The 15016-nt window shown below is 62.1% G+C and carries 12 protein-coding genes; all 12 read right to left on the bottom strand.

The genetic code is table 11. The features are described from left to right. Positions 1 to 988 (bottom strand): SLC13 family permease (locus tag QZY07_RS08755; protein WP_295401635.1); only part of this gene is annotated, 988 nt, incomplete at its 3' end. Continuing rightward, a complete protein-coding gene (locus QZY07_RS08750) occupies positions 985 to 1506 on the bottom strand; it encodes a DUF2269 family protein (protein ID WP_295401633.1) in 522 nt (173 codons plus the stop codon). The genes QZY07_RS08755 and QZY07_RS08750, both read right to left, overlap by 4 nt. 22 nt (positions 1507 to 1528) lie before the next feature. Next, positions 1529 to 1825 carry a hypothetical protein gene (locus tag QZY07_RS08745; protein WP_295401631.1) on the bottom strand — a complete coding sequence of 99 codons (297 nt, stop codon included), beginning with the start codon at positions 1823 to 1825 and terminating at the stop codon, positions 1529 to 1531. A 111-nt stretch (positions 1826 to 1936) separates the two neighbouring features. Then, on the bottom strand, positions 1937 to 2293 hold the full coding sequence (locus tag QZY07_RS08740; RefSeq protein WP_295401629.1) for a hypothetical protein: 357 nt from the start codon (positions 2291 to 2293) through the stop codon (positions 1937 to 1939). Positions 2294 to 2338: 45 nt separating this feature from the next. Continuing rightward, a complete protein-coding gene (locus QZY07_RS08735; RefSeq protein WP_295401628.1) occupies positions 2339 to 4237 on the bottom strand; it encodes a DUF262 domain-containing protein in 1899 nt (632 codons plus the stop codon). Between the two features lie 40 nt (positions 4238 to 4277). Next, complete coding sequence (drmC, locus tag QZY07_RS08730; RefSeq protein ID WP_295401626.1) at positions 4278 to 5228, bottom strand: DISARM system phospholipase D-like protein DrmC; 951 nt, start codon at positions 5226 to 5228, stop codon at positions 4278 to 4280. Beyond that, positions 5123 to 6448, bottom strand: coding sequence for a DUF1998 domain-containing protein (locus QZY07_RS08725; RefSeq protein ID WP_295401625.1), 1326 nt, complete (start codon positions 6446 to 6448; stop codon positions 5123 to 5125). The genes drmC and QZY07_RS08725 overlap by 106 nt, the downstream gene beginning before the upstream one ends. Before the next feature lie 12 nt (positions 6449 to 6460). Beyond that, positions 6461 to 6994 (bottom strand): hypothetical protein, encoded by a 534-nt coding sequence (locus QZY07_RS08720; protein ID WP_295401623.1) that lies wholly within the window; start codon positions 6992 to 6994, stop codon positions 6461 to 6463. 2 nt (positions 6995 to 6996) lie between these two features. After that, positions 6997 to 10497 (bottom strand): DISARM system helicase DrmA, encoded by a 3501-nt coding sequence (drmA, locus tag QZY07_RS08715; RefSeq protein WP_295401622.1) that lies wholly within the window; start codon positions 10495 to 10497, stop codon positions 6997 to 6999. A gap of 3 nt (positions 10498 to 10500) precedes the next feature. Beyond that, positions 10501 to 13002, bottom strand: coding sequence for a S8 family peptidase (locus QZY07_RS08710; protein WP_295401620.1), 2502 nt, complete (start codon positions 13000 to 13002; stop codon positions 10501 to 10503). A 12-nt stretch (positions 13003 to 13014) separates the two neighbouring features. Then, a complete protein-coding gene (locus QZY07_RS08705; protein WP_295401618.1) occupies positions 13015 to 13995 on the bottom strand; it encodes an ATP-binding protein in 981 nt (326 codons plus the stop codon). A 214-nt stretch (positions 13996 to 14209) separates the two neighbouring features. After that, positions 14210 to 14668: a zincin-like metallopeptidase domain-containing protein gene (locus tag QZY07_RS08700; protein WP_295401637.1), complete on the bottom strand. Its 459-nt coding sequence runs from the start codon at positions 14666 to 14668 to the stop codon at positions 14210 to 14212. Positions 14669 to 15016 lie beyond the last annotated feature (348 nt).

The raw sequence follows: 15016 nt of genomic DNA, 5'->3' as shown, positions 1-15016 counted from the left end.
ACACCAGGTTACTGAGCAGCACACTGGCGGCAAAGAGCGGGAGGGGTGCCTGCAGATCCAGCCCGGCCTGTGCCAGGTCACTGACCGCCCGCGCCGGCAGTCCCGTCTGCTGAAGCGCATGATTGACGATGAACAGACCGACGAACAGGATCAACAGTTGCCAATCGACCAGGCCCAGCATGTGTTGAGAGTGCAGCCGACGGCTCGTCAGCAGCAGCCCGGCCCCGGCGAGGGCCAGCAGATCCCGTGGCCAGGGCGCCCAGAGAAACGCGGCGAAGAGGACGCCGGCGACCGTCAGCCCCTTGAACGTCTGCCAGCGGTCGAAGGCAATCCCCCGATCTTCGATGCGCTGGCATGCGGGCGGTTCGCGCGGCCCGGCGGCGCGCGGCCAGTGGCCGCGACCGCTCCAGGCGATGATGCCCCAGATCGCCACCAGCCCCAGAATCACCGGGAGCGCGGCCGTGGCCAGATAGTCGGCGAAGTCCAACCGGAGCGTCTCGCCGATCAGCATGTTTTGCGGATTGCCGATGAGGGTCGCCGCCGAACCGAGATTGGCGGCGCAGGCGAGCGCCAGCAGAAAGGGGATCGGATCGAGTCGGCGCCGCTGGCACACCTGGGCGAGCACCGGCGCGATGGCCAGACACACGATGTCGTTGCTGAAGATCGCCGACAGGAGGGCGGCGACCGCGATCACGGCCCCCAGGAGTACCGGCGGCGACAGCGCCGGACGGTCCAGGCGCCTGATCGTCCAGTCGTAGAAACCGCTCAGGCGCAGTTGTGCCGAGATCACCATGAAGGCAAACAGGAGGGCGAGCGTCGGCAGATGCACCGCCTGCCACACGCAATCGAGCGGGACCGCCTCGGTGGCCACGAGGGCGATGGCCCCGAGCAGCACCACGCCGGTGCGGTCGAGTTGAAGCCAGGGCAGTCCCCCGAACAGCATCCCCAGGTAGACCAGCACGAAGACGGTGACGATGAAGGGCGTCAAGGAATTCTCAAGAGGGAGCCAGGGCCTGGCATCTGACGCACCGCAAGTGGCTCGATCGGTTTCGCGATCATCAGCCAGAGCGCGCCCAGCAGCGGCACGATGGCCAGAATCCCCCAACCAGTCCAGCGCCGCGCGTCGCGCCAGTCGCTCGCCGGAATCTCGCCGCCGGCGGCGAAGTCGCGTGCCTGACGTGCCTGACGGATCTGCGCCGGGATCAGGATCCCGACCCAGAGCAGGCCCGAGAGCCCAAAGAGCACCTGCCCCCAGAGCAGCCAGCGCACCGCCAAGAGGTCGAGCCCCGCGACCAGGGCCGCCCCATAGCCGCCGAGGATGATCAGCGCCACCCCGCCGACCGTGAACCACCAATCCGTCAGCGTTACCAGCCGCTGGACGAAGGCGATCGCGCGCGGCTCGCCGGTACGGTTGGCGGCCAGCTTCCAGAGCAGGGTCACGATGACGTTGCCGAGCAGCAGCACGACACCGAGTACGTGGAGCGTTTTCAGAAGCGCATACGCCATGACACCAACCGCCTTGCCCGCCTTACTCCGCCCGCTCCAGCGCGATACCCGCCCGCGAGCGCACCCGCTCCGCGAAGGCCGCCCACTCCGCGAAGGCCGCCCACTCCGCCGCATCCAGCCCCGCGGCCATCGCCAACCGCCGCAGATTCGCCCGAAGGTCCGCCGCGACGCCGAGATGCAAGGCATGGCCGCCGCCGCCTTCCACGGCTGGCCAGAGCAAGACATGCCCATCCGGCGTCACCTGGAGATCGGCCAGCTCAGGCGTGGTGTATGGGCGCTCCAGGATGAAGCCGAGGATTGAGGCCAGTTCCAGGCTCATGTTGGGGAAGCGGGCGGATCGAGCTTGTGGTTAAGTTCGATGTCTGACGCCATGATCTTCTCTGTCTTGCCCTGTTATTGGGCGTCAAACCAACCGAAGCCGCACGGCTGGTCAGCAACCGTTGGATGCCTGCTGTAGCACGGCGGCTTCGAGCTTGCTTGGTTGAGGATTCCCATGTTCCAGCCAGTCAAAAGAAAAGACCGCCATCTGAGCCTTGGCCAACTCCAGCGCGCTGGCTCCGGTGAAACCCGAACCGGGCAATCCGCTTTCTTGCTGCACCACCAAAATGGACAGCGGCGGCAGCTTCGAAACAAGACAGTAAGACTGGATCGGTTCTAAGAGTTGCCCGAGCCCAGGTGCGGGTACCCCGATCAGTTTGGATAGATAACTGTAGGTGAGGGTTTGACGATTTCTGGCTGCCCAGGCCAGGACGGCCCATATTTGGCAGGCTCTTTCTGATCGATTCATCGCGTCTTCCTAAACTGAAGTTGAAGGCCGCCACGCTGCGTGAGGTCATTGAGCTGAAGCCGAAACAGCCTCGACTTCCTCCTCATCATCCAGCACATCGCCAGTCGGTTCCTCCGATAAGGTCGCACGGGCGATGCGTTTACCCGTTGCCGATTCGATCAGCCCAATCAGCGCCTCGGCGCGTTGCTCAAAAAAACGCTCGAAATTGTCGCTGAGCAGGGTGTCCGGTTCGATCAAATGACTACTCAGAATCTGCCGCGTGCGCGCTTCGGTGGTCTGGGTGCTTTTCTGGAGCTTATCGAGATAGACCGAAGGCGCCACGCCGCCGATGATGCGATTCGCCCGCGCCGAGATCGGGGTCTTGTTGACCACGGAATCGTAGCGCCCTGGCTCGATCTGCTGTTTCTTACACCAGTCACGCGGGAAGATATGGTGGATGTCGACCTGCTCGTCCCAAAAAGCGGTGATCTCGTAAGGCTGACCCGAGCGGAAGTCCTCGCAACCCTCGCGCATCAGCAGCGCATGCATGCCTTTGTAGGCGGCGGCGAGCCGGGAGCGCAAGGTTCCAAGGCGCTCCTGGGCGAAATTGGCATCCCGCACCGTCGATGGGGTCGCGCTCTCATCCTCGATCCAGGCAGGCACCTCCTGAACATCCTTTGCCAGACGGCTTTCGATGGTGGAGCCATACATCTCGCCAAACACCCCGCACCAGTACCAACGGCTGACCTTCTGACGGGCGCCATCCTGCTCCCAGCGATCACCCAGACGGAGGATGATGGCCGCGAGCGCGACGATCTGCGTCAGGTAAGGAACGTCCTTGCGCCAGAAGATCTTTTGCATCTGAAGGAACTTCGCCGCTTGCAGAAAGGATTGCTCAGCGTCATCAGCCCACTTCTTGTAGGCCGTCAGCGGCAGATTCAGGATCGCCTGCCGTGTGCAGCTTACCTGCGGCAGCTCCTTGCCTTCTTTGCTGGCAGCCGCCGCGGCCTCGCGGACCTCCAGGGTGTGCAAGAGTGAAATCGCCTGTAAGAAGTCGGTACTCTGAAGCTGACAGAGCACCTCGTGCGCGGCCAGCCGCTCGGCGCGCCCTTGCTTGCCGGCCTTCTTATCGCCAAGCCAGTCATGTCGTAGCTGAAAGTCGTCGGCGGCATAGATTGCCGTCAGCAGCTCGAAGGCGTCGAGCTTCTTCCCGCCCGTGTTGACCTTCTCGAAGACCAGACAGACCGCTTCCTTGCTCGTTTCTCGCTCTAGGGTGATGACGGGCACGTAGTAGGAACGGAATGCCTCGATGATCTCATCGCGAAACTGGCGGAAAAAGAGTCGACGGCTCCATTCCGCATCCGGGTTGCTTGCAAGCGCCTTGCGCCAGTAATCCTCGAAGCCGCGCTCCCACTCCCTGTCATCAAAGATCCGGTTCACCGGGAACATCAGGTTGTGATACTCCAGCTCCGGTGTGGACAGGTCCAACTTCACGTCGCGGCCGATGTTGATCCGGATCGTCTTGTCCTCCGGCACGCCGACGATCGCTTCCTCCTGGTCGATGAGCGGGTCCAGCGCCTTGACCATGTCGATGTAGTACCAGCGTTTGATCGTGCGGCGCTGCGAGTTGATGGTGTCGATCGGACGATGCAGTCGCGTCGCCTGAAACAGCGATGTCAGTCGCTGCTGGCCATCGAGCAGCAAACGCTCGGGCTGCGGACCTGGGTCGGCGAAGGTCAAACCTTCGATGGGCCGGGGCTGGAACCGGACCTCCCCGCCGGTGCGTAGCGTCATGATCGCGCCCACGGGGAAGAACCGCGAGATGGACGCCAAGAGACTACGGATGCCGTAGTCGTCCCACACCCAGCCGCGCTGGAAATCGGGCAACTGGAGCTTGCCTTCGGCCGCCTCGTCGAGGAGACGCGCGAGCGGTTCCTTGCCACTGTCGAAGATGGTGTTGCTCATCGCTTTGACCCTGTCCTGTTCACCAAAATGTTCCCAACGTTCAATTCGCTCCCGGCAACGACCTGACGGCCACAAGAATCCCTTGATCAATCAACGATTCAAACAGCTTCGATAGTTCCGTCCCGATCCCCTTCGAGTGCATGATCACGCCCAATTCCATGTTCAGGTTGATCGCATGGTCGGTGAGGTTTGCGCTGGAAATCAGCACCAACGAGGCATCGGCGATGGCGCATTTCATGTGCAGGCAGCCACGCTGGCCGGCGGCGTTGGTCGGGCGCTTGGCCAAAGGCCAGACGTAAGCGGTAATGCCATCGACCGCGTCCAATCCCAGCGCCGCCAATGGTTCGTAGTTGATCTTGCCGGCGCTCGCGTTGTTCGATTCGAGGATCAAGCGCACCGCCACACCGCGCTCGACCGCCCGCAAAATCGCGGCACGTACCGCCTCGATGTGGTAAGCGGCAAAACTGGCGATGGTGAGACTCTGGCGACTGGTGTCGATGACCTCGATCAGCGCCCCATACGACTGCCGTGGTTTGAACGCTGGTGTCTCCGGGCCGGTCCAAACCAAATCCAGTCGATCACCGGCGCGATGGCTCGCGTCTTGTGCCGCCGCCCCGCGTAATGCCCAAGCCAATGCCGATGGCGGCAAGTCGGCCCCAGCAACCTCCAACTGGCGGAACAATGCCGTGAGCTGCAAGCGGTGGGCAAACCCAGGGGTCTCCTTGATCAGCCGCTCAATACGTGGTCCGGTCAGCGCGTTGTCAGCGATCGCTTGAAGCCGTGCCGCCGTGACTTCCAGCGCAGCGGCTGGGAGTGCCCGCGCCACTGCGGCGATCGCGGTCAGTGCCTGTTGCTGCGCCGTCGTTATACTCATCCCTGCAGGGCTCAGCTGAAGAATGGCACAACGCCGCCGCTCAGCGTCCGGACTAGGATACGCCGATCCAAATATTTGTTGCCACGCTCGCAGGATGTCTCCGGAGAGAACAAGCACGCATGACAGGCCGCGCCGTGCAGCGTCATCCCTTGGTCGTAGGGATGATGGTCCGCGCAAAGCGGGTCCGAACTGCATAGCTCCGCCTGCTTGAGCGCCTGAGCAATATGAAAATCCAGAATGTCTGGCTGTCCCTGCGCCACCAGGCCACCCAGTGTACCTTCACTGTCGCTGGCGGCGGTGTAGATCAGTACACCCGCCATCGGGCCATGCTCCGCCTGGGGATCCGCCGAATAGATGCGCTCGCGCACACTGGCGGAGGTATAGCCACACTCCAGTGCAAGTTGGCGCATCAGCAGATGGGAGAAGCTGTGCAGCAGCACAAAGCGCATGCCTGGAAATCCATCCAGCGGGGGACTGATGTTGCGCGCGGCCCGCCAGCGCCGGTGCGCTTCGAGAAAGGTCTCGCCCAGGGCGATGATTTCAGGACGTTGCAACCAAGATGTGACGGCGGCTTCGTTGAACTGAATGAAGATCCCTTCGCCACGCACCTCCGCGGATGGCACCCACGTCAACGAGCCATTCGCAAGCGGCGCGCGGCGCTCGGGCGGCACACTCCACTCTTCGCCGAATTCGCCGGCAGACTGAATCCGGGTAAATCCCACCAGTGCGCGTGCTTCGCGTAACCGGTGAATGAGCACCACTTGCTCGAAGTAGGATCCACAATCAGCGGGTACCGCAACCGGTTCAAGGCGAAAGTCATCCGTATTGCGCGTCGGATCGGCGGCGGTGAAGGCATCCCACTCGGGCGCCTTCAAGTCCTCATGCGCGTCGTCTTCATCGGGTTGGGTATTGCGCTTGGCAGCGACCTGCTGCCAGATCGCGTCATCGTCGAAGTCCTCGAAGGCGTGCAACTGACCGATGGCGCGGAAGGCGGACAGGATGTCCTTGGTCGCCGCCTTCTCCAGGACGCTCCAGTGGTCTTCGACCAACTGCGCGAGGCGACTCACGCTGGACTGCGGCACCGCAAGTGCGGATAGGTTGATGGGAAACCAGGTATTCGACGCCCCCAGCAGCATGGCTTCCATGCGCAGCGACTGTTTGTTCTCGTCGCAACAGCGTCCATGACTCTCCAGATGCGGATGGTAGCCAGCGCAGATCGGCAGCAACGGGTTCTCCTTCGGTGGATCGAACGCCTCAATCATGCGGCGCGACTGATTGCAGGTATCGCACTTAATCACCACGTCCGCGACCGAGTCGGAGACGCCGAACTGCATCATCCGCAAGAGCGACTAACAGCTTGTGGGACCGCCATGCACGAACTCGATCCACGGGAAATCATCCAGATGACCGTTGCGGCAGGCGACGATGAAGCGCACCGGCACAGCGGTCTGTCCGGTGCGCCCCGGATTCTTCGGGCAGGAGGCATGCACCCAGCGGGTCATATCCGGCCGATACGGATTCGGTTTCAACTCGAACAGCCCGCTCTCAATCGGCGCCATCAACTCACACTGTGGGCAGCGCAGCCAGCGCGGGAACATCCTTACCGGCATCCCAATACCGGCTTCTGGGTCGAGCGGTGATTTCGGTTCTTTCGGTGGGCGCGGCGGTTCCAGAAGGCGCCGGACCTGGGGACCCAGCTGACTGCGCACGGCGGCCAGCAGACGGGCCTCGGGGATTTCCCGACAATGCGTGATCGGCCAGAGATCCAGCCCCAGCACCATCACCGCCAGATTCGGCAGATCGATACTGGCGCCGACGCCGAAAGTGAACAGGATCTGACTCGGGCGCAGATCGCCAACGCGGTGATTGTGGCGGCCATTCATGCTCATTGCTCCTTCAGGATCAGGCCGACGGTCGGCTCGACATCGCGCAGCGAATGCAGTGTCGTAAAAGCCTGCCAGGCCCCTTCACCAGGATTGCGCAGTAACCCCTTGGTGGTGCCGTCGCTACCTTCCTTATACCCAAGCAGGTACCCTTGACCCTGCGCCTGCTTCAACCAGCGGTCCAGTTTGCTGTCGATCTCCTTGCGCACGCTGTCCGCGAGTGGCTTGCCCTCGATCTCCTCAACCCGGCGCACGATCGCCTTGATGGCCTCCTGCACGATGGGTTGACTCTTATCGAGATCCTGGGCACGCAAGTTGGCGTTGTACTCATCGGTCAGCAGCCGAATCAGCGCGACGACGACCCCGGCCAGTCCGCGGTCCAAGGCGCCGCTGGCAAAGGGCGTCACGGAGAGCGCCTCGACATGCTGGTAGAAGGTCGCGTGGTAATGCACGAAGCGCTCATAGTGGGAGAGGTCGCGCGGTCGCGCCCAGTTGAACACCGTGCAGACCAGGCCCGGGTTGCGACGACCGACGCGGCTGGTGGCCTGGATGTATTCGGCCGTGTTCTTGGGCTGACCGGTCACCAGCATCAGCCCCAGGCGTTGCACATCCACACCCACCGAAATCATGTTGGTGGCCAACAGGATGTCGAGCGGCTTGTCGAAACGGCCGTCCCTGCGCTTGGCTTGCCCCTCCTTGAAGCGCGCCTTGCGGGTCGCCTCCTTGGCCGGATCGAAGTCCGCTTCCAGCCAGTCGAGCAGACGCGGGATATCGCTCGCCTGCTTGCGCGAGGTGAGTTCCTCCACGAAGGGAGGATTCAGGAAACGACGACTGAAGCCCCGGTCTTGTGCGTTGCGTAGCCGGGCACGAATGTCGTCATCGATCAGCCGGCGCATACCGCCCAGCTCGCGCAGCGAGTTGAAGTAGCCGACCAGGGTCATCCAGGGATCGACCGCCGCCCCATAACCACGGCCCTCGTAGAGCGTCTGCGCACTGGCCAGGAAGGCGATGTAGGCCCGAATCAAGGCCGACTTGAGCCGCTCGCCCGGTGCGCAGATCCCAAGATACCGCCGGCCCGGAAACGCGGGTGATGGCGGGCGACGCATGGCGAAAAAGTTGTCGGCCAGATCCAACCCATGGGGCGGGAACACCGCGACCTGACGCATGAAAACCCGATGCACCTGATCCTGGGCCTGACGAATCGTCGCGGTCGAGGCAATCACCTTCGGGCGCACCCACTGCCCATTGACCTCCCAGGCACTGAGCCGGTCGATGGCGGTCTCGTAGAGACCCACCAGCGAGCCCAACGGACCGCTGATCAGATGCAACTCGTCCTGGATGATCAGATCCGGTGGACGCAACGGGGCATGATCGATCACCGTCGCCGCGTCTTGCCCGTTCTTCGCCGGGTGGCTCTTGGGATGATCGATGCTCGGGGACAGGAAACCATGTCGCGAGCACCAGCGATTGACCTGGCCGAACAGCATCTGCGTCTCGCCCCGCCACGGCAACTGGGCGAATTTATCCACGGTGGCAATCATCAGCGCCGGCGGATAATGGTAGATCTCTTCATCCACCACCAGCACCGGCAAGCCCTCATCAGGCGCCTTCGCCGCACTGAAGGCACAGCCCCCGAGTGGATCGCCACAGAAGAGTAATGTGCGTCCACGGCCCTGCTGGCTGGTCTCGACCTTGAGGTCGCGGCCGGGATCGATCTTGCTGCCGCACCAGGGGCAGTTGGTCAACTGGGCCGGCGAGGAAATCCCCGTCGGCGCCCCTTTGGCCTGACCACGCAGCTCGCGCGCCGCCTCATTGGCGCGCTCGGTGTTATTCGGCGTCGTCTTGGCGCCCACCCAGAGCCCGATGCGAAACGGCGTGTGACCCCAGCGCGCATCATGCTGCGCCAGTGCTTTCCGGCGGATCGTCTCGCAGGCACAGATGAGCGCGGTCGCGCGTTGGAATTGCTGCAGGGTGAGCAGCCGCAGGGTATAGCGCATCAGCACCGCCAAGCCCACATCACCCCGGCGCCCCGCCACCACACCTTGCAGGCGCCTCAGTCCAAGCACAAAGGCCGTCAGCCCCAGATAGGCCTCGGTCTTACCGCCACCGGTTGGAAACCACAGCAGATCGGCGGTGGCCCCAGGGTCCATGCCGCGATCGGGGTGATTCAGATCCGCGCAGCCCGGCAGATTGAGCAGGATGAATGCGAGCTGGAACAGGCGCCAACTGCGGTTGCCGGGCTGATCGATCACCTGGGGGTCCGGAATCTCGCCGCGACGAACGCTCTCAGCGCGGATGGTATGCACACGCTGCAACCACATGGCGCGATTGGCAAACTGAAAAGCCTCCAGCGCCTGCGGGTCCGCCTTCAGTGTCGCGACCCCGTCCGTGATCCGCTTGCAGGCCTGCGCGCAATCGGCGAGCGCCAGGCGGGCCGCTTCGGCATAGTCCGCAAACTCGCCCCCGTCAGCCTGGCTGCGCGCCTGCTCGCGCGCGATCCAGTTCCGGTAAGCCGCGGGCAATCGCTCCAGATTCGCGATCAAGTCCGCGGGTGTCATGTCCGCCAGCGCCTTCATATCCAGTACCAGGCCGGCCAGATCCGGATTGTCCGCCGCCGAGGCGCTGGTCACCTGCGCGACCTCGTAGGCCGGGATCACCCGCGTACACAACTCCAGGGCGCGTTGGGCCTCACCCTCGGGCAACCGCCAATCCACGCCGACACCGTGACCCACGGCAAACTCCACCAGGTCGCGATAGAGCATCCCCATGGCCTGCTCCTCGACCCGACGCGCCTCGTCGAGATGGGTGCGCCGGACATCGAGCCGCTGACGCACGAAGACCGGACGCTGATCGGCTGAGGCCACCCGCAGTTCCGGCTGGAACAACCAGTACTCACCCTGCAGACGGTCACCCTTATGGAAGACCTGGGTGTTGACCAGAAACAGCGAGACGTGCCAGAGCCCATCGGGTCCGCGTCGCATCTGCCCACGCAGCATCACCGCCGGCTGTTCCAGATTGAAGGGCGCGGCGGTGATCACGCCATCGCGGACCGTTATCTCGATCCGGCCTGCCATCGGATAGCGTCGCCAGACCGTCTTCGGGTTGCCTTTGTCGGTGAGAATGTCCGCGCTCTCCTCACGCTTGTACCAACCCCACGCGGCGCTCACCGCCAATACCGTGGCTTCTTCCTCCAGGGTAAAGCTCAGCCCGATCGCCGACGGATACAGGCTATCGCCCGCCACGGTGCTCGGCTCGGTGCCTCCTTCCTCACCCTTGTTATCGCCAGCCACCGCCAGCTCATCGTCCTGATCGCGCGGCACCGCCTCGTTGCGGGGGGCGACCTTGCCGACCAGATAACGGTCGGTGATCTGCGGCTCGTCCACTTCTTCGAACGGACCGGCAGCCGGACCGAGGAGGTCGTTGATGACCAGGGTTTCCAGTTCGTCGCGCATCTGGGCGGCGGATGGCCGTGTCAGAACGGGCGGTTGGTTGGCTGAAGGCATGAGCTACTCCGACATGCCCAGCGCGATTGGCTGAGCGACTTGAATTTTGGTCGCGACCTCGTTGTAGATGTCGACGTCCACGTCCGGCACCCGAATGGATATGACCAGCGCGTAGCGCGCCGTCTTGTCATAGCGCTGGAGCCCGGTACGCGTGCGCCACCAGCCCATGGCCGGATAGACGGCAATCTGCGCACGCTCCGCGAGATCCGCCGCCTTACCCTTCCAAACATCCTTATGGATCGAGCCCTTGTGCCGGAACTGATGCCCCAGCAACCAGCCCGCATCACCAGGCCCGGCAGTCGTTCCGGTCTCGGCATCCCTGGCCTCGCGGTTGATCCGCCGGCGAAAGGCGTCGAGCGACTCCAGGGGGCGCTTGACATCGAAGCGCAACTGATGGCTCGCGTAGCTGTATTTGCCGGCGACGTTGCGGCTCGATGGGTTCGGTTCGATGAAATAGGACAGGGTGACGACCAGCTCGACCTCCGTTTCCCCGAGAGCCTGCAAAGACTCCTTGGGCCAAGGTAGATCATGCAAGTGCATGTCGCGGGTGCCGATACTCCCCTTCGTGCCTTTCTCGAAGGGCTGGAGTTGGTCCTCGACGATCAGCGCCAGGGAATTGCTCGCGCTCCATAGTGCACGGTCGATGTCCGGAACACCGAAACCGACACAGCGCACGCGGTGCTGGGCTTGCTTCCGAGGTGTATCGCCATACGCGAATTGCTCGCACATCTGCGGCGTCCAGTCCGCGGAATGGACCATCAAGGCCCTGACTGTTTCCGGCCAAAGGTCGGGATACTCGGCACGAATCTCGGCCGCAAAGCGGCTGGCGAGCGCAGTGGCAGCGCTGGTGGCTCCGAAAGTCGTGAACAAGCGATCAAGGGGACGATGATAGGTGGTCAGGAGATTGAGGCTCGGGATAGCCGCGCAACTGCTGCTATCGAGCCCGACATTGCCACCCTCGAAAACCACCTCGGGCTTCAGTGGCATCGCCCGCTCCCAGTTCACTGATGTGGTGCTGTACGGTGAAAGGCCGCCCTCGGGGGCCAGGGGTTGATATGCCGCGCACTCTGGCTCGGTGATGATCGCTTTTTCCGTGAAGGCGCCCACGGTGAGTGCGTTCCAGGATTGCCCTGGATCATGAATCTCTTGCTCGAAGTTGTAGTTTGGGTATTCGCTCAACGCTGTGAGAGCGTCCCCGGTGTTGCCCCCGGCAACGGTGAAGAGTCGCGGGAAGGCATTCTCGCCGAGTGCATCGGCGGCAAGGCTATCGAGTGCGGCGGACCATGCCGAAGGCCGCCCGCGATCCCGCGTGTCGGTCGTGGACAGGGCCAGCGCAAAGACGCGCTTGCGAAACGGAGCTGCAATCTCAGCGAGAGAGACGGCATCGGCGGTCAGGATCCCGTGATGCTTACCCTGATTGTCGCCGGGTCGCCGCAAGACCTTGACCGACTCCAGGTGGTGCGCCACGCGAACCCGGTGGTCCGATTCCAGCGGGTGAACAAGATCACCCCACACGGCCAGCCCCGCCATGCCAGTCCCATGGCCATCATCATCCGACCCGGTCCAATCGGCATCGACGGAGAATTGGTCGGCGTCGTCGAGAAAAGGGCGGATCAGGGGATTCCCGTTGTTGGCGCCGGTATCCAGGATGCAAATGCAGGGGCCATCTTCATCAGGCCCGTCCAGTCGGCTCAGAAGGTTGTCGGCCCATTCCGGATGCTCTCTGGGCGTCAACTCGTCGAAGAAGGCGGCGGTCTCTTTTGCTCGGCGAAGCTCCGAGATGCAGTTCAGGAGCAGACCACTGCGTTCAAACTGGCCCCGCGACCCCTGCGCGAGCAGAACGGATCGCTCGGGAAACTCCAGCACTTGGTCACTGACCCTGACCTCCAGGATGCTGGTCAACCGCCTGAAGTCGTGGATGACGGCCTGCCGGGCGTCGCGAACGGGTAGCCAGACCTCCCACCAGAACGCCTCTTGATCATCTCGTGGGAACTGATCGGCCGCATCGGTCCACAGGGCCTCCAGAGCCGCCGATCGGAAGGAGGCAATGGCATCGATCAGGGCACGATTGTCGCGGGGTTTGCCATCCTTGTCCGTCTTGCGCGCCAGGTAGTCCGTCAACTTGCTCTCGAAGCGCGTCAGCTTGCCGTCCGGCACAAACACGGTCGCCAGGATCGTATTGCCCGATTGCCGCACATTGGTCAGCTCGATTCCACCGCGTGCGTCCGCGAGGCTTTCCACAGCCAGCTCAATGCCAGGGAAGCTTGTGAATTCGATCTGAATGCCGATCAGTGAATCGAGGTCATAGGCGCTGGCTTCATGGCTCAGCCGCTGTTGATCGCTCGCGATCTGTCGAAGCTGCGCCATCAGGGCTCTACCGTGCTGTTGGCGGACCTGCGGCGGGATGAATGGTGAATTCGGTGGCCCAGCGGTTGAGGTATAGGATTCGGCCTTGCCGGTGCACCCCAGGTAGAGATGCCGTCTCTTCTTGTTGTTTTCGTCCATGTTCCGATTTGTTTAAAGGTTGGAATCGTGCGCCATGCCTCGTCGGTCCGCGACCGCCGCTTCCAGTCGCGGCAACGTGATCGCGTCCTGGTCCTCAATGAGCATCTCCTTCACCGCATCCTGCGCTACAAGCGTGACCTCCGCGCTGCTCAGTCCGTCGGCCAGCTCCGCGAGCCGGTCCCAAGGGAAGTCGCCTGGCACATAGGCGGTCAGACGGTCCTTGAAGAGTGTGACGATCTCGGCGGCGCGCGGCAGGCGGTAGCGCACCACGTCATCGAAGCGGCGGAACAGAGCGTGGTCGAGGATCTCCTCGTGATTCGAGGCACAGACGATGAGGCTGTTGGATTGATCCTGCTCGATCATCTGCAGGAAGCTGTTCAGGATGCGCCGGGCCTCGCCGACATCGTTCGGCGTGGTCCGCTGCGAGCCGAGCGCGTCGAACTCATCGAAAAAATAGACCCCGCGCACCTCATCCAGGGCATCGAATACCTGCCGCAGCTTGGCGGAGGTCTCGCCCATGAACTTGGTGATCAGCGCATCGAGACGGACCTGAAACAGTGGGTAGCCCAGTTCACCGGCCAGAATCGAGGCCGTAAAGGTCTTGCCGGTGCCGGGAGGGCCGACCAGCAGGAGCTTGCGTCGCGGCGTGAGACCGTGGTTTTTCAGCTTGGCGACATGGCGCTGCTCGCGGATCACGCGCTGCAGCCGGTCCTTGACCTCGGGGGGAGCGATCAGATCGGTCAGACGCAGCTTGGGGGTCGTCGCATACAGCAAACCACTGCTGTCCTTGAGGCCCTTGGCGATCGGTACCGCTCCACTGGCGGTCGATGGCTTGCGTGCCTTCTGGACGATATCCCTCAGATCCTGGGCCAGCTTGCCATGGCCGCTGCGCGCCTCATGGGCCGCCACTTGCAGGGCAATGGACAAAAAGCGATCCTCGTCCCGCTCCAAGTGGGACTGCAACAGCGCCTTGATGTGCTCGGAGCTGGCCATGAGTCCTTTTTATTCAGATCGTTATGAGTGCTAGGTGGTGTTGCTTGGAGCCAAATACTAACCCCTCGAAGATGCCTTGTCGCCTTCGGTGTGAATGGTGGGGCGAACTCATGAAGGCTGCGGAAACCTCAAGCCAAAAGGGTTCAGCTCTCGCATGCCCTGTCGCTGCACATCCCGATCATAGCGCGTCACCAAACCAGGGGGCGATTATGCGTCACTTCTTCGGTTGCAACCCTTCTAGGTGATCAATTGCCTTCTCTGCAAGGCTTGCCGCAGCAGCTAACATCCGCTCAGGATGATCTTTTTCCTTCAATGCCTTAATCCAGGAATGTAAGTAGGCTGCATGATTTTGCAGCTGACCGTATTCTTGTCCCTGCGGTGGGTTGGAGACATCATTTACTTCAGCCCAATCTCTCGGAACATTCAATACGCCTAAGTCACCACAAAGAAATGCCGCGCCGAGCTCGGCCACCAATTCTTCAAAAGCATAGGCTTCATACGAACTTTTCTCAGGATAGCTCCGATCACAGCGGGTGCTATTGCCAGTCCAATGCATAAGCTCATGTAACAGCGTGGCATAATATCCCTGTGCCGCGGTCTCTCTGACTGTGTCAATGAATTTCTGGCGTTCAGGCATCTGTATATAATCATTTTTCAAATGGTAATAAGCGATGCCCCCCCATGCCGCAGATCGGCGTAAGTCGCATTAACAAACGTATCGACTTCGCCATAATCACCAAACGCTGAGGGCAAATGTTCATCAATCTCCGGTACGAATTCCGCACGATTGTGATCGAATTCCTCTAGCTGACAGGCGTTATAAACCTTATAGGCTCTGTGCCCCCATTGCTTTTCGTATCGCTCCTCTTCATCATCGTCCTTGATATTTGCCTCATCATCTATAATTCTACTTTGTTACTTTAATTCAAACACATTGACTATCCCGTCGCGGTCAGCTTGTAATAACGCTCGATATCCTTTTGCCTTTGCTCATGCCTGACCCGCATTTGCTTGATTCTTT

This window comes from uncultured Thiocystis sp., from assembly GCF_903866365.1.
GTDB lineage: Bacteria > Pseudomonadota > Gammaproteobacteria > Chromatiales > Chromatiaceae > Chromatium.
Note: the sequence above shows the minus strand (reverse complement) of the source record. Positions and strands in the feature narration are given on the sequence as shown.